General features: G+C 67.5%; 19 protein-coding genes. 14 read left to right on the plus strand and 5 right to left on the minus strand.

What is annotated here, in order from left to right:
- Positions 1 to 4 precede the first annotated feature (4 nt).
- From MRB58_RS21295 to MRB58_RS21310, 4 genes are all read left to right on the plus strand, one after another.
- Positions 5 to 766 carry an alpha/beta fold hydrolase gene (locus MRB58_RS21295; RefSeq protein ID WP_244779088.1) on the plus strand — a complete coding sequence of 254 codons (762 nt, stop codon included), beginning with the start codon at positions 5 to 7 and terminating at the stop codon, positions 764 to 766.
- 165 nt (positions 767 to 931) lie between these two features.
- Positions 932 to 1,717 carry a DUF1217 domain-containing protein gene (locus tag MRB58_RS21300; protein ID WP_244779089.1) on the plus strand — a complete coding sequence of 262 codons (786 nt, stop codon included), beginning with the start codon at positions 932 to 934 and terminating at the stop codon, positions 1,715 to 1,717.
- Positions 1,718 to 2,440, plus strand: coding sequence for a flagellar basal-body rod protein FlgF (gene flgF, locus MRB58_RS21305; protein WP_244779090.1), 723 nt, complete (start codon positions 1,718 to 1,720; stop codon positions 2,438 to 2,440).
- 200 nt (positions 2,441 to 2,640) lie between these two features.
- Positions 2,641 to 3,285, plus strand: coding sequence for an HdeD family acid-resistance protein (locus MRB58_RS21310; RefSeq protein WP_244779091.1), 645 nt, complete (start codon positions 2,641 to 2,643; stop codon positions 3,283 to 3,285).
- A 43-nt stretch (positions 3,286 to 3,328) separates the two neighbouring features.
- Here the strand turns inward: MRB58_RS21310 and MRB58_RS21315 are convergent, their stop codons facing one another.
- Positions 3,329 to 3,985, minus strand: a complete 657-nt coding sequence (locus MRB58_RS21315; protein ID WP_244779092.1) for a haloacid dehalogenase type II — start codon at positions 3,983 to 3,985, stop codon at positions 3,329 to 3,331.
- Between the two features lie 142 nt (positions 3,986 to 4,127).
- On the opposite strand from MRB58_RS21315, the gene MRB58_RS21320 reads away from it, so the two are divergent.
- On the plus strand, positions 4,128 to 4,982 hold the full coding sequence (locus MRB58_RS21320; protein WP_244779093.1) for a branched-chain amino acid aminotransferase: 855 nt from the start codon (positions 4,128 to 4,130) through the stop codon (positions 4,980 to 4,982).
- Between the two features lie 217 nt (positions 4,983 to 5,199).
- Positions 5,200 to 5,796: a superoxide dismutase gene (locus MRB58_RS21325; protein WP_244779094.1), complete on the plus strand. Its 597-nt coding sequence runs from the start codon at positions 5,200 to 5,202 to the stop codon at positions 5,794 to 5,796.
- A gap of 84 nt (positions 5,797 to 5,880) precedes the next feature.
- Here MRB58_RS21325 and MRB58_RS21330 read toward each other — a convergent pair whose 3' ends face one another.
- The 4 genes from MRB58_RS21330 to msrB form a co-directional block, all read right to left on the minus strand.
- Positions 5,881 to 7,512: a hypothetical protein gene (locus tag MRB58_RS21330; protein ID WP_244779095.1), complete on the minus strand. Its 1,632-nt coding sequence runs from the start codon at positions 7,510 to 7,512 to the stop codon at positions 5,881 to 5,883.
- A 406-nt stretch (positions 7,513 to 7,918) separates the two neighbouring features.
- Entirely contained in the window at positions 7,919 to 8,215 is a 297-nt protein-coding gene (locus tag MRB58_RS21335; RefSeq protein WP_244779096.1) for a hypothetical protein, read from the minus strand.
- Between the two features lie 53 nt (positions 8,216 to 8,268).
- Positions 8,269 to 10,383, minus strand: coding sequence for a S9 family peptidase (locus MRB58_RS21340; protein ID WP_244779097.1), 2,115 nt, complete (start codon positions 10,381 to 10,383; stop codon positions 8,269 to 8,271).
- Entirely contained in the window at positions 10,383 to 10,799 is a 417-nt protein-coding gene (gene msrB, locus MRB58_RS21345) for a peptide-methionine (R)-S-oxide reductase MsrB (protein ID WP_244779098.1), read from the minus strand. The genes MRB58_RS21340 and msrB overlap by 1 nt, the downstream gene beginning before the upstream one ends.
- Positions 10,800 to 10,939: 140 nt before the next feature.
- On the opposite strand from msrB, the gene MRB58_RS21350 reads away from it, so the two are divergent.
- From MRB58_RS21350 to MRB58_RS21385, 8 genes are all read left to right on the plus strand, one after another.
- Positions 10,940 to 13,294 (plus strand): putative monovalent cation/H+ antiporter subunit A, encoded by a 2,355-nt coding sequence (locus MRB58_RS21350; RefSeq protein WP_244782069.1) that lies wholly within the window; start codon positions 10,940 to 10,942, stop codon positions 13,292 to 13,294.
- Complete coding sequence (locus MRB58_RS21355) at positions 13,291 to 13,707, plus strand: Na(+)/H(+) antiporter subunit B (protein WP_244779099.1); 417 nt, start codon at positions 13,291 to 13,293, stop codon at positions 13,705 to 13,707. The genes MRB58_RS21350 and MRB58_RS21355 overlap by 4 nt, the downstream gene beginning before the upstream one ends.
- Positions 13,707 to 14,303 (plus strand): Na+/H+ antiporter subunit C, encoded by a 597-nt coding sequence (locus MRB58_RS21360; protein WP_256461689.1) that lies wholly within the window; start codon positions 13,707 to 13,709, stop codon positions 14,301 to 14,303. The genes MRB58_RS21355 and MRB58_RS21360 overlap by 1 nt, the downstream gene beginning before the upstream one ends.
- Before the next feature lie 4 nt (positions 14,304 to 14,307).
- Positions 14,308 to 15,897 carry a proton-conducting transporter membrane subunit gene (locus MRB58_RS21365; RefSeq protein ID WP_244779100.1) on the plus strand — a complete coding sequence of 530 codons (1,590 nt, stop codon included), beginning with the start codon at positions 14,308 to 14,310 and terminating at the stop codon, positions 15,895 to 15,897.
- 1 nt (position 15,898) lies between these two features.
- Positions 15,899 to 16,375, plus strand: coding sequence for a Na+/H+ antiporter subunit E (locus MRB58_RS21370; protein ID WP_244779101.1), 477 nt, complete (start codon positions 15,899 to 15,901; stop codon positions 16,373 to 16,375).
- The gene (locus MRB58_RS21375) at positions 16,372 to 16,695 is read left to right on the plus strand and encodes a cation:proton antiporter (protein WP_244779102.1); all 324 of its coding nucleotides are present in this window, start codon (positions 16,372 to 16,374) and stop codon (positions 16,693 to 16,695) included. The genes MRB58_RS21370 and MRB58_RS21375 overlap by 4 nt, the downstream gene beginning before the upstream one ends.
- Positions 16,692 to 17,045 (plus strand): monovalent cation/H(+) antiporter subunit G, encoded by a 354-nt coding sequence (gene mnhG, locus MRB58_RS21380; RefSeq protein WP_244779103.1) that lies wholly within the window; start codon positions 16,692 to 16,694, stop codon positions 17,043 to 17,045. Before MRB58_RS21375 ends, mnhG begins: the two co-directional genes overlap by 4 nt.
- Before the next feature lie 244 nt (positions 17,046 to 17,289).
- Positions 17,290 to 17,733, plus strand: coding sequence for a MucR family transcriptional regulator (locus MRB58_RS21385; RefSeq protein ID WP_244779104.1), 444 nt, complete (start codon positions 17,290 to 17,292; stop codon positions 17,731 to 17,733).
- The last annotated feature ends 218 nt before the right edge of the window (positions 17,734 to 17,951 follow it).

Raw genomic sequence — 17,951 nt, forward strand, 5'->3', positions numbered from 1 at the left:
GAGCATGAGCGTCGCTGGCGGAGACGGGTTGCACTTCGTGGCCGAGGGGGAGGGGCCGGGGCTGCTCTTCATCCACGGCGCCGGCGGCAACGCGGCGGTGTGGTGGCAGCAGGCGGGGGCGTTCGCCCCCTCGCACCGGGTCGTCGCCTACGATCTCGCCGGGTTCGGCCGCTCGGGGCCGCTGCCGGTGGAGGCGGTGCCGCAGCGCCTCGCGGCCGACGCGGCGGCGGTCCTCGACCGGGCGGGCGTGGAGCGGGCGACGGTCGTTTGCCAATCGCTCGGCGGGTGGAGCGGCGTGCGCCTCGCGCTGGAGCGGCCGGAACGGGTGGAGCGGCTGGTGATGTGCGCCACGCCGGGCGGGGTCGTCCACATGCCGGCGGTTCAGTCCTACATCGAGAGCACGCGGCGGATGGACGAGCGTGGACCGGTCTCGCTGGCACTGAGCGCCGCGTTCGCCGCCGCCATGCCCAGCAAAGCCAATCTCTACCAGTCCCTCTCGGCCGCCAACGCGCCGCTCGACCGGGCGGTGGTCGCCAAGCTCTTCTCGCCGGAGGTGATGCTGCCGCCCGAGCGCCTCGCCCAGATCGCCTGCCCGGTGCTCATCATCGCCGGCGAGGAGGACCCGATCTGGCCCCCCGCGGCGCTAGAGGGCATGGTCGCGCACTTCCCCTCGGCCAGGATGGAGGTCATCCCCGGGACCGGCCACTCGGCCTATTTCGAGGTGCCGGAGCGGTTCAACGCCGTCCTGCGGGCTTTCCTGGGCTGACGCCTGCCGGCCCGCCTCCCGGATCGCAGCCGCACCACGCTCGCGGCGACGGGAAGCGCGGCCCCCGGCCCGTCTCCAGCCTCACGCAACTGCGATCGGCGAGAGTTCCGCCGTGCCGTGCGCGAGAGGTGTGCGTCGTGGCGGCGCGCAACTGGAGGACGAGCGATGTCCGTCGCACTGAGCTATCGGCTGATTTCCAACAACCTCGACCGCCAGCTCGAGATCACGGCGAAGCAGGGGTCGGTGAAGCTGGAGTCCGAGTACTACCTGGAGAACTACCAGTCGGTCGGCTCGATCGACGAGTTCCTGGAGAACACTCGCCTCTTCACGACCGCGATGAAGGCCTTCGGCCTGGAAGAGATGGCCTTCGCCAAGGGCTACATGCGCAAGATCCTCGAGGAGGGGATGAGCGATCCCCGCTCGCTCGGCAACCGCACCACCGACCCGCGGATCCAGGAGTTCGCCCGCGCGTTCGACTTCGAGTCCTTCGGCGACCTGACGATGAAGCGCACGGCGACCGGGCAGGCGGTGGTCGACAAATTCGTGCGCCAGCAGCTGGAGGAGACCGCCGGCGTGCTCGACGGCGAGGGCGTGCGGCTGGCGCTCTACTTCGAGCGGATGGCCGGCGACATCAACTCCGCCTACGACATCCTCGCCGACAAGGCGATGAGCAAGGTCGTGCGGACCGCGCTGGGCCTGCCGGCCGCGTTCTCCGGCGCCGACATCGACAAGCAGGCGGCCGTCATCAAGGAGCGCCTGGACGGCATCGACTTCACCGATCCCCAGGCGTTGCAGCAGTTCCTCACCCGCTTCACCGCCCTTTGGGACGCGACGGAGAACGTCGCCAGCGATCCCATCCTGACCCTCTTCGCCGGGGGCGGGTCGTCCATGCCGACGATCTCGCTGGACCTGGCCATGTCCCTCTCATCCCTACGACTTGGAGGTGCCTGAGTGGCATCTGAACTTTATGTGTCGTTGTCCGGCCAGAAGGCCATGGAGACGCGACTTGCGACGGTGGCGAACAATGTCGCCAACATGCGGACCGGAGGCTTCCGGGCCGAAACGGTCAACTTCGACACCGTCCTCAGCGACTATCGGGCCGACCGGGTGAACTTCGCTGCGGTCGGCGAGATGCACATCGACCGCTCGGCCGGGCCGATCGAGCTGACCGGCAATCCGCTCGACGTGGCGATCTTCGGCGACGGTTGGTTCGGTGTCGAGACACCCTCCGGCGTCGCCTACACCCGCGACGGCCGGTTCTCGATCAGCCCCGAAGGCGACTTGAGGACACTCACCGGTTACGGTGTGATGGACGAAGGCGGCGCGCCGATCCAGCTGGAGCCGGCCGGCGGCGAGGTGATCATCGGCGCCGACGGCACGATGACGCAGGGCGGGCGCCAGGTGGGTGTCCTCGGCCTCTTCACCATCGCCGCCGACGCCGACCTGACCCGCTACGGCGACACCGCGGTGCTGACCGACGTGCAGGCCGAGCCCGTCGTCGACCGGCTGGCCAACGGCGTGCGGCAGGGGTACCGCGAGGGCTCCAACGTCAACGCCATCCAGGCCATCTCCGAGCTGATCGAGGTGCAGCGCGCGTTCGACCACTCGACCACCGCCGTCGCCGACCGCGAGGAGACCTTGCAGCGCGCCGTGCGCACGCTGGGCGCCGAGTAGCCGGCCCCGGTTCGTCGCCCGGCCGCCCCTCCAAATGCCCCCGCTCAAGTCCCGCCCGGCCGCGCCGCGCGGGGCCGAGCGGGCGAATGCCGCATAGCCGCGTGACGTTTCATGCACCGTTCCGCCGATTTCCGCTGGCGGGATCGGCCCACTTTGCCCATCATCTCGATAACACTAAGGTTATCAAAATGGGGCACTCCATGAGCAGCACCGACGTCGTCGCGCGAGATCCGCTCTACGGCAATCTCACACTCAATTGGAAATGGATGCTGGGGCTGGGCATCCTCATGGCGGTTCTGGGCATCGTCGGCCTGTTCATGACCTACGCGCTCACCATCGTGGGCGTGGTCTGGTTCGGCGTGCTGGCCATCATCGGCGGCATCGCACAGGTGTTCGACGCGTTCAAATACAAGGGCTGGAAGAGCTTCGGCGCGCACCTGTTGCTGGGCCTGCTCTACCTCGTCGCCGGCGTGGTGCTGATCGCCATGCCGGTACAGTCGGCCTGGTGGCTGACGCTGCTGATCGGCGCCACCTTCATCGTGACGGGCGTGCTGCGCGTCATCATGGCCTTCCAGATCCGGGGCGGCGGCGCCGCGGTCGTCTGGCTCGGCCTGACGGGGGCGATCTCGGTCGTGCTCGGCATCATGATCTTCGGCCTGGTGGACTTCCCGGACGCCACGCAGCTCGCCACGCCCGAGGCCGCGGCCGCCTGGTTCCGCGACTGGGGCTGGATCATCGGCCTGTTCATTGCGCTGGAGTTCCTGACCCAGGGCGTCGCGCTCGCCGGCCTGGCGCTGACGGCGAAGAAGGTGAACGAACTCACCGGGCCGACCGCGGCCGCGTGAACCTTGCGAGCCGCCGGCCCGGACGGGCGCGGCGGCTCCTCCGTCAGACGGTCGCCAGCCCCGTCAACGACGACAGCGTGACCGCGGGGGCCATGTCGGCATATTCGTCCGGCGCGCCGCCGCGGTTGATCCACACGGTGCGGAAACCGAACGCGGTGGCGCCGGCGATGTCCCAGCGGTTGGACGACTGGAACGACACCGCCTCGGGGAAGAGGCGAAAGCGGGTGGTCACCAGCTCGTAGACCGCGGGCAGGGGCTTGTAGACCTCCAGCGGGTCCACCGACAGGATATCGTCCAGCAGGCCGCCGATGCGCGCGCCTCTCACCGCGAGCTCCAGCATCGCCTGATTGCCGTTGGAGAGGATCGCGGTCTTGGCGCCGGCCTCGCGCAGCTGGGTCAGCACGTCGATCACCTCCGGATAGGCGTCGAGCTCGCGGTAGGCGTCGAGCAGGGTCTCGCGCATGGTGCGCGGGGCACTGGGAACGCTGCGGAACGCGGTGTCGAGCGCGTCCTCGGTCAGCGCCCAGAAATCGCGGTAGCGGCCGGCGAGGCTGCGCACCCAGGAATATTCCAGCTGCTTCTGGCGCCAGATGGCCGAGAGCTGGTCCGCGTCCGGGCCGACGTCGTCCTTGTACCGGCGCACTGCCGCGTGAACGTCGAACAGCGTGCCGTACGCGTCGAAGACGTAGACCTGATGCATCCGCTTCCTCCCAACCCGGTCGTGCGGGTTCGGGCGGTCCACTCCGCCCACCCGTCCCGCCACTGTGTCACGCGCTCGCCCTGTCATCCATGCTTTCCATCGCGCAGACCAGCGCTTAAACCAGTGCCATTGGAGGGCTCAAATGGCTGACTGGTCGCAGACTTGGACTTGGTTCGACGGTGGATGGCACGAGGGGAATCCCGGCATCCTCGGCCCGCGTTCGCACGCGTTCTGGCTGGGATCGTCGGTATTCGACGGCGCGCGCGCGTTCGAGGGGGTCACGCCTGATCTCGATCTGCATCTGGAGCGCGTGAACGCCTCGGCGACGGCGCTGCTCTTGAAGCCGACCATGAGCGTGGGCGAGATGACGGAGCTGACGCTGGAGGGGGTGAAGAAGTTCCCGTCCGGCACGCCGCTCTATATCCGCCCGATGTATTGGGCCGAGCAGGGCGGCTCGTCGGCCGTGGCGCCGGATGCCGATTCGACGCGCTTCCTCCTGTGCCTCTACGAGGCGCCGATGCCGGAGGTGAAGAGCTACGCGATCACCGTCTCCCCCTTCCGCAGGCCGACGATCGAGACGATGCCGACCAACGCCAAGGCGGGCTGCCTCTATCCCAACAACGCCCGCGCCATCCTGCGTGCCAAGGAGAAGGGGTTCGACAATGCCCTCGTCCTCGACATGCTGGGCAACGTCGCCGAACTGGGCTCGTCCAACGTCTTCATGGTCAAGGACGGGACGGTGGTGACCCCGCGCGAGAACCGGACCTTCCTCGCCGGCATCACCCGCACCCGCACGATGGCGCTGCTGGAGGCCGCCGGGCACCGCGTGGAGGCGACGACCCTCTCCGTGGCCGACTTCATGGACGCGGACGAGATCTTCTCCACCGGCAACATGGGCAAGGTGCTGCCGGTGACGCGGATCGAGGACCGCGACCTGCAACCGGGTCCGGTGTTCGAGAAGGCGCGCCGCCTCTATTGGGACTACGCACACGCCTGACACCACGACGAGGGGCGGAACCCCGCCACGTTCGGCGCAAAAGCCCCTCGACACGCCCCGCCTGAGCGCCCAAAGAGGGCGGCGACCGCTTTGTCTAGCGAGTCGATCAATGCACATGGCGTTGAATGACGGCGCGCTTGGACTAGGTGTCGCGTTAATGACGGCGTGATGCCGACCCGGCGTCACGCCACGATCGCAACCAGCCGGAGGACGAACCTTGGCCTTCACACTTCCCGAACTTCCCTACGCGTACGACGCTCTGGCGCCCTACATGTCTGCCGAGACGCTCGAGTTTCACCACGACAAGCACCACCAGGCGTATGTGACCAACGGCTCCAAGCTGCTCGAGGGCTCCGGCCTCGAGAACGAGTCGCTGGAGGAGATCGTGAAGAAGAGCTTCGGCACCAACGCCGGTCTCTTCAATAACGCCGGACAGCACTACAACCACATCCATTTCTGGAAGTGGATGACGCCGAACGGCGGCAAGGGCACGATGCCCTCCGAACTCGCCTCCAAGATCGACAGCGACCTAGGCGGCTACGACAAGGCCCGCGCGGACTTCCTCGCCGCCGGTGCCGGCCAGTTCGGTTCGGGCTGGGCCTGGATCGCCGTGAAAGACGGCAAGCTCGAGATCATGAAGACGCCCAATGGCGAGAACCCGCTGGTCCACGGCGCGACGCCGATCCTGGGCGTCGACGTGTGGGAGCACTCCTACTACATCGACTACCGCAACGCGCGGCCGAAGTACCTCGAGGCGTGGTTCGACAACCTCGTCAACTGGGAATATGCCACGGAGCTGATGGGCAAGGCGTAAGCCTTACCGCCGGACACGGAAACGGCCGGACCCGAGGGTCCGGCCGTTTTTTTATGCGCCGCCACTGTCGGTCAGAGGATCCGGTCAGAGGATCGCGAGGTCGGGCGCGCCGACGGTCAGCAGCTGGCCGCCGAGTTCGATGTCGCCCAGGAGGTCGGTGACTTCGCCCTCCACAGCCTCGAAGATCAGGTCGTCGAGTTCGCCCAGCACCGCGTCGACGATATTCTGGATGTCGTCGGATGCGCCGGGGATGTCGATATCACCGAAGAGGCCGGTGAAATCGATGGAGGCGTTGTCGCTGGTGATGCCGGCCTCCGCCAAGGTGGTGCCGAACGGCACGCCGATCGACGTCAGTCGGCCTTCCGAGTCGAATTCACCCGCCACGGCCGCATCGTTGCCCAGCTCCAGCTCCTGATCGGCGGTGAGGGTGATGGAGAAATCCTCCTCCACCCCGGTCGAGAAGTCGTCGGGGAAGTTGAACAGGATGCCGCCGCCCAGGAAGGGTGGGAGGCGGATGTCGTCCGGAAACTCCAGCGCGAGATCGCCGGAGACGGAGCCGTCCAGCACGATTTCCAGCGACGAGATCTCGAGGACGATGGCCGGCACGTCGCTGGGATCGGCCGGCGGCAGGGATACGATCGTGTAGTCGAAATCGATGGCGATGGTGTCGAGCGCGATGGATGCGCTGACGGCCGCTCCGCCGAGGTTGTAATCGGAGATGCTGCCGAGATCGACCTCCTCCTCGAATCCGACCGTGGCGGTCTCGTCGAACGCGGCCTGGATCGTGGCGGATTGCACGGTGGAGTCGACGATCTGGTTCCCGTTGAGGCCGGCGGACAGGTTGAGCGTGCCGGAGATCGTCTGGGCCTCGACCTCTTCGACCGGGCCGCCGACGGTGAGCGCGCTGCGCTCGTCGTCGATCTGAAGCGTGTAGGGGCTGGTGACGGCGAGCGAGACGTCGCGGATCGAGGCCTCCTGGTCACCCAGATTGCCGACGGTGAGCTGGCGCGAATCGCCATCCGCGAACGCCTCGAAGAAGGCCGTCGTGTCGCTGTCGAGCGCGACGCCGTCGACGCGGATCTCCTTCGCCAGCGGGTCGATCTCGACCACGTCGCCGTCGGTCAGGCCGGGGATCGTCAAGAGGGCGTCGGCCACCGGCGCGACGCCGAAGAGATACCCGTCGACGAGGCCCTGGGGGCCGGTGATGACGTTGCCGTCGACGTCGAGGGCGAGGTCGACGGTGCCGCCGTCGCCCGGCAGCTCGACGGTGAAGCGCAGCAGCTCGGTCTGATTGAGGGCGCCGGAGTCGAAGCTGATGCTCTCGCCGTTGCTCATGGTGGTCCGCGCGTCGCCACGCTCGCCGCGGCTGGCGACGCCGAAGCCGTCGTCGGTGTAGCGCACGTGGTCGGTCAGGTCGCCTATCTTGAAGCGGTTCGCCATGCCGTGGGCGGAGATGGCGACCGGGTCGCTGGCATCGGCGAGGGCGGTCGCGTCGAGGCCGAGGAGACGGCCGCCGAAGCCGACGTCGGCGAGCTTGAAGGCGGTCTCGCCGGGCTCGAAGGTCGCATCGTCGTCACCGACGACGGCCATGAAATTGGTGTCCCGCAGCAGGCGCGAGCTGCGCAGCCCGTCGAGGTCGTCGAAGGTGAAGCGATTGCCGTCACCGAGGGAATCGAATCGGGGCGCAGAGAGCTTTGCAAATCGGATGGAAGGCATGGAATGATCCAAATCGCGGCGACATAGACGGCATTCATGCAACGTCTATTTCCACCACATCTGACGGGGTGGGAGGACAATGCGGCAGGGGAGCGGCCGAATCCCCACGCCGGAGTGACGACCGCCCGCTCAGGCGCCATATTTTAAAACACAGCCTGCATCCTAATGAAAGGTTATATGCTTTGCTTCCGCAATAAAGTGGAGTTATCGCGCGGAGATTGCGGAGGTCGGGGCAGACCGCATCGAGAATTCCCTCGACATCTCGCGATATTACTATGGTTCGACTAAAATCGAAGGTATTTCGCGGCGCCCGGCAGAGGCGAGTGCCGCTGCCGCTCCCGCCCTCGCTCCAGCTCTCGGCATCGGGCATCGCGGTCGCCGGGGGCGGGGACCGCGGCCCGGCGCCTCAGGTGCGCGGGTCGCAGCGGGTGATGAAGATGCGCCCGCCGAAGCGGCCGCTGAGTGGACCGAGCCACGCATAGCACGCGTCCATCGACGGGAAGCAGCCGACGAACGACGCCGAGCGGGTCGGCTCGAAGCCGACCATGCCGGCCGCGCGGCCGATGACGGGCGCGTCGGGGTGGTCCCTGCATTGGGGCGTCGCTTCGCGCCATTGATAGACCCAGTCGCCCCGCGCCGGGGCGCAGGCGGTCACCGCCACGAGGCCGGCGGCGGCGACGAGGCTGATGGTCACGCGTGTCATCGGTCCGATCCTTGTTGTCGCGGCGCGTTCAATGCCTTCCGGACTCTCGCCTATCACACCTTGCCGAGGACCTGCAGCACGAACGCTTGGACCAGCGCCACCTCGTCCAGCCGCTTGAACCGGCCGGAGGCGCCGCCATGCCCGGCCTCCATGTTGGTCTTCAGCAGGATCAGGGGCGCGTTGGTGGCCTCGTGACGCAGCCGTGCGACCCACTTGGCCGGCTCCCAGTAGGTGACCCGCGGATCCGAGACGCCGGCCAGCACCAGGATATCCGGGTAGGCCTGGGCGGTGACGTTGTCGACCGGGGAGTAGCCCTTCATGCGGTTGAAGGCGACCGGGTCGCGGATCGGGTCGCCCCATTCCGGCCACTCGGGCGGGGTGAGGGGGAGCGTGTCGTCGAGCATCGTCGTCAGCACGTCGACGAACGGGACCTCGGCGACGATGGCGCCGAAGCGGTCCGGCGCGCGGTTGGCGACCACGCCCATCAGCATGCCCCCGGCCGAGCCGCCTTGCGCCGCGATCTTGCCCTTGGCGGTGTAGCCTTCGGCGATCAGGTGGTCGGCGGCGGCGACGAAGTCGGCGAAGGTGTTCTCCTTGTGGGCGCGCCGGCCGCGGTCGTACCAGTCGAACCCCTTGTCCATGCCGCCGCGCACGTGGGCGATGGCGTAGACGAAGCCCCGGTCCACCAGGCTGAGCGAGTTGGCCGAGAAGGAGGCGGGGATGGTGATGCCGTAGGAGCCGTAGCCGTAGAGCAGGCACGGCGCGGTCCCGTCGATCGGCGTGTCGGCCCGGTGGTAGAGGCTGACCGGGACCAGCTCGCCGTCGGGCGCCGGGGCCATCAGGCGGCGCGTGACGTACTGCGAGGGGTCGTGGCCGGAGGGGATCGCCTGCTGCTTGCGAAGGCGCCGCTCGCGGGTGGCCATGTCGTAGTCCCACACCTCGGTCGGGGTGGTCATGGACGAGTAGTTGAAGCGCAGGCAGTTGGTCTGGAACTCGTAGCCTTCGGAGATGCCGAGCGAATAGGCCTCCTCGTCGAATGCGATCTGGTGCTCGTCGCCGTCGGCGAGGCGGCGGATGACGATGCGGGGGAGCGCGTTCTCCCTCTCCAGCCAGACGAGGAAGTCCTGGAAGACGATCATGTCGACGATCAGGATGCCCGGCCGATGGGGGACGATGTCCTCCCAGTTCTCGCGGCGCGGATCGTCGAGCGGGGCGCGCACGATGCGGAAGTCGCGCGCGTCGCGGTTGGTGCGGATGAAGAGCTGATCGTCGATGTGCGCGACGTCGTACTCCTCCTCCTCGAGGCGCGGGGCGACCACGACTGCGGGGGACAGCGGGTCATAGGCGTCGATCAGGCGGATCTCGGACGTCTGGTGGTCGTGGCTGTCGATCACGATGAAGCGGCCCGACAGCGTGCGCCCGACCGAGACGAAGAAGCCGGGGTCGGTCTCCTCGTAGAGGGTGCGGGCGGGCGTGCCCGGCTCCAGCGCCAGCACCTTGGCGGGGCGGTGATTGTCGTCCACCTCGATCGCCAGCACCGTCGCGTTGTCGCCGGCGATGGTGACCGAGGGGGTCACGCGCTCGTGGAGGACGGTGTCCTCTCCGGTGGCCAGATCGCGCAGGGCGAGGGTGAAGAGCTCGCCGCCGGAGCGGTCCGACGTCCAGGCGAGGTGGGTCTGGGCCGGGGAATGGGCCGCGGAGCCGAGGCGGAAGTAGCCCGCACTCTCCGCCTCGCGGTTGGCGTCGAGCAGCACCTCGGTGGGGTCACCCTCCCGCGGCGGGGCGTCCGCCGCGACCGCCTCGCCGACGTGGCGCAGCATGCGGATGAGGCGCGGGTGCTCGTCGCCCTCCACGTATGTCATGCCGTAGGCGTACTGGCCGTCCGGGGTGGGGACGGACCAGTCGTCCTCGGCGATGCGCCCGCGCAATTCCTTCACCAGCGATTCGCGCAGCGCCTCGGCCGGGGCGAGGACGGCATCGGTGTAGGAATTCTCGGCGGTGAGATATCCGTGGATATCCGAGGCGAGGACGGACGGATCCGCCATCACCTCGCGCCAATTGTCGGCGCGCAACCATGCGTAGGGGTCTTCGAGCGTCACGCCGTGGTGGGTGACGGTGACGGGACGCCGCTCCGCGGTGGGCGGTTCGGCTGCGCGCTTGTCGAGCATCAGGACTCGTCGGGTTCGAAGTTGAGGGCCGTACCGTTCATGCAATACCGCAGGCCGGTTGGTCGAGGCCCATCGGGAAACACATGGCCGAGATGTGCGTCGCACCGCGCGCACCGGTTCTCGGTCCGGCGCATGAAGAGGGCGCGATCCTCGTGGTCCTCGACGGCGGAGTCGGCGATCGGCTCGAAGAAGCTGGGCCAGCCGGTGCCGGACTCGAATTTCGCCTCCGACCGGAACAGCGGTTCGCCGCAGCACACACACGTATAGGTTCCAGTGCGCTTCTCCTCGTTGAGAGGGCTTGTATAGGCGCGCTCGGTTCCATGACGGCGGGTGACACGGTATTGCTCCGGCGTCAGCTGACTGCGCCATTCTGCGTCTGTTTTTTGGACTTTCGTTGCGTCGCTTGGCGTGGACATACTTGTGCTCCATCACGTTCGTCATGCATATGCGCCGCGCGACGTGATCTTGTAGTGGCCAGCCGCCGCATGTGATCTTTCGTGCGTGATCGCGTTGCCCCACCGACGGAGCCTGCTGTTTGACTGTCCCTGCCGACTTGATGCTGTGGCTAGCGCTCGCACCCTTTGCGGCCGCAGCCCTCGCGCCGACGCTCGTCCACAAAATGGGCGCGAAAGCGGCCTGGATTCTCGCGATCGTGCCCGCGATCCTGTTCCTCGGCTATGCCTCGATGGTCCCGCTCGTGGCCCACGGGGAGACGCTGACGGCGGGGGTCGACTGGGCGCCCTCCCTCGGCGTGCGCTACGCCCAGATGATCGACGGCCTGTCGCTGACGTTCGCGCTCCTGGTGACGGGAATCGGGACGTTCATCGTGATTTACGCCGGCGGCTACCTCGCCGGGCACCATCACCAGGGTCGATTCCTGGCGTTTTTGCTCCTTTTCATGGGGGCGATGCTGGGGCTTGTCGTCGCAGACGACCTGATCTCGCTCTTCGTCTTCTACGAGCTGACGTCGATCACCTCGTTCCTGCTGATCGGCTTCGATCATACCCGCGAGCCGGCCCGGCGCGCGGCGGTGCAGGCGCTGGTGATCACCGGCGGGGGCGGGCTGGCGCTCCTGGCCGGCCTCGTCCTCATCCGTCTCGTCTCGGGTGAAACGTCGGTCACCGGGCTGCTCGCCTCGCCGGACGTCCTGCGCGACGCGCCGGCCTACACGGCGATCTTCATTCTCGTATGCCTCGGGGCGTTCACCAAGTCGGCGCAGGTGCCGTTCCACTCCTGGTTGCCGAACGCCATGGAAGCGCCGACCCCGGTCTCGGCCTACCTGCACTCGGCCACCATGGTGAAGGCGGGCGTCTTCGTCCTGATGCGCTTCGCCCCGGTGCTGGGCGACACCGCGCTCTGGGGGACCGTGCTGCCGCTGTTCGGCGGGGCGACCTTCCTGACCGGCGTGATCCTGGGCGTCCGGCAGACGGACCTGAAACAGATCCTGGCCTACACCACGGTCGCCTCGCTCGGCCTTCTCGTCATGCTGACGGGGATGGGGAGCGAGTATGCCATCGCCGGCGCGGTCGCCTACCTCGTCGCCCATGCGCTCTTCAAGGGGGCGCTCTTCATGGTCGCCGGCTGCATCGACCATGAGACCGGCACGCGCGACATCCGCCAGCTCGGCGGGCTGGTGGGCAAGATGCCCGTCACCTTCGTCGCCGCGCTGCTGGGCTGCCTGTCGATGGCGGGTCTGCCGCCGATGATCGGCTTCGTCGCCAAGGAGGTGATGTACGACGGGCTGTGGCAAATCGGCGGGGTGTCGGTCGCCACGATCGTCGCCGTCGCCGGCAACGCGCTGATGTTCTGCATCGCCGGCATGGTGCTGGTGCCGTTCTTCAAGCGCCCCGGAACGATGCCGAAGAAGCCGCACGAGGGGCCGCCGTCGCTGTGGCTGGGGCCGGTCGTCCTCGGGGTCACCGCGCTCGCCGCGGCGCTGGGCCTCGAACTCGCCGTGGAGTGGATCATCGGCCCGATGACGAGTGCCGTCGCCGGCCACGCGAGCGAGCTGCACCTGCACCTGTGGCCCACCGGGCTCTACCCGCCGGTGATCCTGACGCTGGTGACGGTGGGGACCGGATTCCTGCTGTTCCTGATCTACGTGCCGCTGCGCAAGCTCGTCGCCGGGATCCTGGACGCCGTCGGCTGGGGCCCGGACCGCGGGTTCGATCAGCTCCTCGGCGGGCTGGTGGGGCTGGCGTACCGGGTGACGCGTATCGCCCAGCCCGGAATCATGCAGCGATATGTGACGATGACCTTCGTCGTCCTCGCCGTCGCGTTGCTGGCGCCGCTGGCGATCGACGGACTGCCGAGCTTCGTCTGGCCCACCGACCTCTCCGAGCCGCATTACTTCGTGGTGCTGGCGACGGCGGTGGCGGGGCTGGGCATCGTCATCGTCGCCAAGAGCCGGCTGGTCGCGATCATCTCGCTGGGCGTGCAGGGCGTGATGGTGGCGCTGATCTTCATGCTCTACGGTGCGCCGGACCTCTCGTTCACGCAGTTCATGGTGGAGACGCTGTCGGTCATCATCCTCGCCCTCGTGATGACGCGGCTCGACCTCGACACGACGGATCACCGCCTGCCGGGCCACATGGCCAAGGACGCGGGCATCGCCATCGCCTGCGGGGTGGGGTTCGCGGTGCTGCTCTACGGCGTGGTGCGCCAGCCGCTCGACATGCGCCTCTCGGAGTTTTACCTGAAGTATGCCTACGAGGTGGCACACGGCCGCAATGTCGTGAACGTCATCCTGGTGGACTTCCGCGCACTCGATACGCTGGGTGAGATCGCCGTCGTGATGGCGGCAGGCCTGGCGATCTTCGCGCTCCTACGTCTGGCGCCGCTTCCCGGCCGCGACCCTTCGCCTCCCGCCGAGCGGTCCGGATCGGCGCCAGCCTCCGAGGTGTCGGCATGAACTCCCTGATCCTTCGCACCATCGCGCCGTTCCTGGCGGCGCTGATGATCCTGTTCTCGGTGTTCGTGCTGCTGCGCGGCCACAACCAGCCGGGCGGCGGCTTCATCGGCGGGCTGATCGCGGCCTCGGCGCTGGCGATCTACGGCATCGGCGCGGGCGTCGGGACCGTGCGGCGCGCCATCGTCGTCCACCCCAACGCGCTCGCCGGGTTCGGGCTCTTGCTGTCGGCGCTCTCGGGGCTCGCCTCGATGCTGGCGGCGCGGCCGGTGCTGACGGGGCTGTGGTGGATCCCCACCATCGAGGGGATCGAGATCCCGCTCTCCACGGTCCTGGTGTTCGACATCGGGGTCTATTTCGTCGTCGTCGGATCCATCGCCTCGATCGGGCTGACGCTGGAAGAGGGGGGCGACTGATGGAGCCGATCTTCTGCATTCTCGTCGGCCTGTTCTTCTCGGCCTCGATCTACCTGATGCTGTCGTCGCATCTGGTGCGGATCCTTCTGGGCGTGTCGATCTTCGGCAATGCCGTGAACCTGTTGATCTTCACCGCCGGGCGGCTCACCGGGCCGGCGCCCCCCGTCCTGGCACAGGCGCGGCACGGCACGGTGGAGACGCTGGGCGAGGCGGTCGCCAAGGGCCATACCGGCGCCGGTGCGGCCGCGACCGCGGTGCAGCCGACGGCCGCGGACGCGACGTCCACGGCGGTCGATGCGCATGGCGCGGCCAGCGGCGGCGGCTCGGTGATCGACGGGTTCTCCCCGGTCGACACCGGCGGCAGTGACACCGTCCAGGCGATGGCGCAGGCCGCCGGCACCGTGACCGACGCGCTGGGCGGCACGGCCAACCCGCTGCCGCAGGCGCTGATCCTCACCGCCATCGTGATCTCGTTCTCGATCTTTGCCTTCCTGCTCGTCCTGACCTTGCGCGCCTACCAGTCGCTCGACACCGACAATGTCGACGACATGCAGGTCGCCGAGGGCGGGTCGGTTCGACCTCCGCTTGGGTACTGACGGTATGCGGCTCTTGGTTCTTCTCGCGGCGGGAGTGCTCCTCCCGTCCGCCGCGTCCGCCGCATCGCCGGGGGCGCGCGCCGATTCCATGCTCGCCGGCGACACGCCGATCACCGCGTGGCTGACGGTGCTGCCGATCCTCCTGCCGATGCTGGGCTCGGCGATCACGCTGGTCCTGCGCGACCGCACGTCATGGCAGGGGTCGATCGCGCTGGCGGCGCTGGCGCTGGCGACGATCTGCGCCGCGCTCCTCAACGTCGTCGTGGCGCAGGACGGCCCGCAGGTGATGGCGGCCGGCAACTGGCTGCCGCCGTTCGGGATCGTCGTCACGGTCGACCGGCTGGGCGCGCTGTTCGTGCTGGCGACGTGCGTCGTCGGTCTCGTCGGCATCGGCTATGCCCGCAGCGATATCGACGAAGGGCGCACCACGTTCGGCTTCTACACCTTCTACTGCCTGCTGATCGCGGGGGTATGCGGGACCTTCTCCACCGGGGATATCTTCAACCTCTACGTCTGGTTCGAGGTGTTCCTGGTGTCCTCGTTCGGCCTGCTGATCCTGGGCGGGGAACGCCTGCAGCTGGACGGCGCGGTGAAATACGGCGTCCTCAACCTGATCGCGACGACGATCTTCCTCATCGCGGTCGGCGTGCTCTACGGCTTCACCGGCACGCTCAACATGGCCGACATTCGCGGCGTCATCGCCGAGGCCGAGGGTGGCCCGTTCGCCACGGTGGGGGCGTTGTTCGTGATGGCGTTCGCCATGAAGGCGGCGGCGTTCCCGCTGCATTTCTGGCTGCCGGCGTCCTATCATACGCCGCGCGTCGTGGTGGCGGCGATCTTCGCCGGGCTGCTGACGAAGGTGGGCATCTACTCGCTGCTGCGGGTGATGATCATGCTCTTCGGCGACAAGGGCGAGGTCTACCTGCCGCTGATCGGCTGGCTCGGCGTGGCGACCGCGATCCTGGGCGGCCTCGGTGCGCTGGCGCAGACCAACCTGCGGCGCATGGCGGCGTTCCTGGTGGTGTCGGGCATCGGTGTGATGCTGATCGGCTTCGGCCTCGGCACCGCGGACGGGCTGACGGGCGCGGTCGTCTACGCCGTCCACTCGATCCTGGCGATGACGGGCATCTTCCTCGCGGTCGGCGCGGCGGAGCGGCTCGGCGGCGGGGCGACGCTGGTCGGCGCCGGCATCTATGCCCGCTCCAGCGTGGTGGCGGGGCTCTTCCTGGTGTTCGCCTTCGCCGCGGCGGGCCTGCCGCCGTTCTCCGGCTTCTGGCCTAAGCTGATGCTGGTGCAGGCCTCGCTGGACACGGCGGGCGCGCTCGGGATCGCCGGGGTCGTCGGGGTCATCCTGTCGGGCTTCCTGACGACGGTGACGGCGGGCAAGGCCTGGGCGCTCACCTTCCTCAAGCCGGCCGACGGCGCGGTGGTCGAGGCGGACGGGCGGGTCGGAAGCGGAGCGATCATGCTGCTGGCGGCGCTCGTGGTGCTGTTGGGGCTCTTGCCGCAGATGGTGATCGACCCGGCGCGCGAGGGTGTCGCCGGGCTCCTCGATCCGTCGACCTATGTCAGCCGCGTGTTGGAGGCGCACTAGGATGTCGACGATCCTTCTCAACGTGTTCCTGGCCTTCGCCTGGGTCGGAATGACGGGGCACTTCGGCTTCGCCAACCTCGCCTTCGGCTTCGTGCTGGGCGGTCTGGCGCTGGCGATGATCCGCAACGAGACCGGCACGAGCCACCACTTCCTGCGTGCTCTGCTGGCGGTGCGGCTGGCGCTGATCTTCGTCTTCGAGCTGATCAAGTCGTCGGTGAACGTGGCGGCGATCGTGCTGTCGCCCTCGCGCGAACTGCAACCGGCGATCATCGCCTATCCGCTCGACGTGATGTCGCCGGCCGAGATCACCTTGCTCGCCAACATGATCACGCTGACGCCGGGGACGCTGTCGGTCGACGTCTCGGACGACCAGTCCACCTTGTACATCCACGCCATCGACGCGCCGGACCCCGAGGCGGTGGTGCGCGACACGAAGGCGAGCTTCGAGAAGCATATCAAGAGGGTATTCGCAGCATGACCGGGGAGGGATTTCTTCAGATCTGCTACGTCGCGTCCTTGGCGATGTTGTCGGTCGCGATCGTTCTGATCGTCGTGCGGATCGTCATCGGTCCCAGCCTGCCGGACCGGGTGCTGGCGCTCGATCTCTTGGTGAACGCGGCAGTGGGCTTCATCATCGCCTTCGGGATCCGCACCGGCTTCTCGATCTATGTCGACATCGCGATCGCGCTGGGCCTGGTGGGCTTCCTGTCGACCGTGGCGCTGGCCCGCTTCCTCCATCGCCGGGGCGACATCTCGATCCATTCGCCGACCATGGGACGCAAGGGAGACGCGCCGTGAGCACATTCGTGCCCTATATCGCCGGTATTTTGTGTGTGATCGGCGCGTTTTTCGTGTTGGTTGCTGCGATCGGGCTGCTGCGGCTCGACGATCTTTACATGCGCATGCATGCCGCGAGTAAGGCGGGAACCGTCGGCGTCGGCGGACTGTTTGCCGCTCTTGCCGTCTTCTTCGGGGAGACGGATGTGGTGCTGCGGGCGATGGCCGGATTCGTATTCTTTTTGTTAACCGCCCCAGTTTCCGCACATTTGCTGGCGAAAGCTGCTTATACGGCCGGATACAAGCCCTGTGCGCAGACAAAGCACGATGCTTTGTCTGAGCGTGAAGGGACCGAATATCACCCAACCTGAAGCGGTATCGGGGGACAGGAACCAACCAAGGACTAGTTCAAGATCCAACAATTCTGCACGGATCTTATCGAGCAAGTCGGGCCTCAGTTCAGTTTCCGTATAAACGAAATCAATTTTGGAAATCTTGCCGCGGTGATCTTGCGGGCCGGTTTCATGTGGAATAAATATCACGGCGTCAAACGCAGTCGCCGTCCCACTCCCCAGTCTGACGGTCTAGACGCTCCTTTATAAGAATGAGTGGCAAATGTCAGAACCGGTGCAAGACTCGAATCTTATCGATCTGGCGGCAGAGATTGTGTCCGCGTACGTGAGCAATAATTCCGTTGCCTCACACGACCTTCCGAACCTGATCGGCGATGTGTACGCCGCGTTGCAGAAGACCAACGGCGGCGAGCCCGAGCCTGAGCCGGAGCCGCTGAAGCCTGCCGTCCCCGTCAAGAAATCCATCACGCCGGACTATCTGGTGTGCCTGGAGGACGGGAAGAAGTTCAAATCGCTGAAGCGGCATCTGCGGACGCACTATAACTTGTCCCCGGAAGAATACCGCGAGCGCTGGAACCTCCCGGTCGACTATCCGATGGTGGCGCCGAACTACGCCGCGGCGCGTTCCGAGCTCGCCAAGCGCATGGGCCTCGGCCAGCAGCGCAAGAAGCCCGCGCCGCGCGGCCGCAAGGCCGCCGCGTCCTGAGACGGTCCCGCGGGGCACCGTCTGCCCGCAGGTGTCGGCCGACACGCGCCGGCTGACGAAATATCGGGGGCCCGCCGTGGCCCCCGTTTTGCTGTGACGCTCCGTCGCAGACGCGCTGCCGACCGCCCACGGCCCGGCGCGCGTGCCTACGCCGAAACGCAGAAGGTGGGCGTGTAACAACCCGTCCGGGACGCGGTTTCGCCACCCCGACCCCGCGC

The sequence above is a fragment of the Acuticoccus sp. I52.16.1 genome (genome assembly GCF_022865125.1).
Taxonomy (GTDB): Bacteria; Pseudomonadota; Alphaproteobacteria; order Rhizobiales; family Amorphaceae; genus Acuticoccus.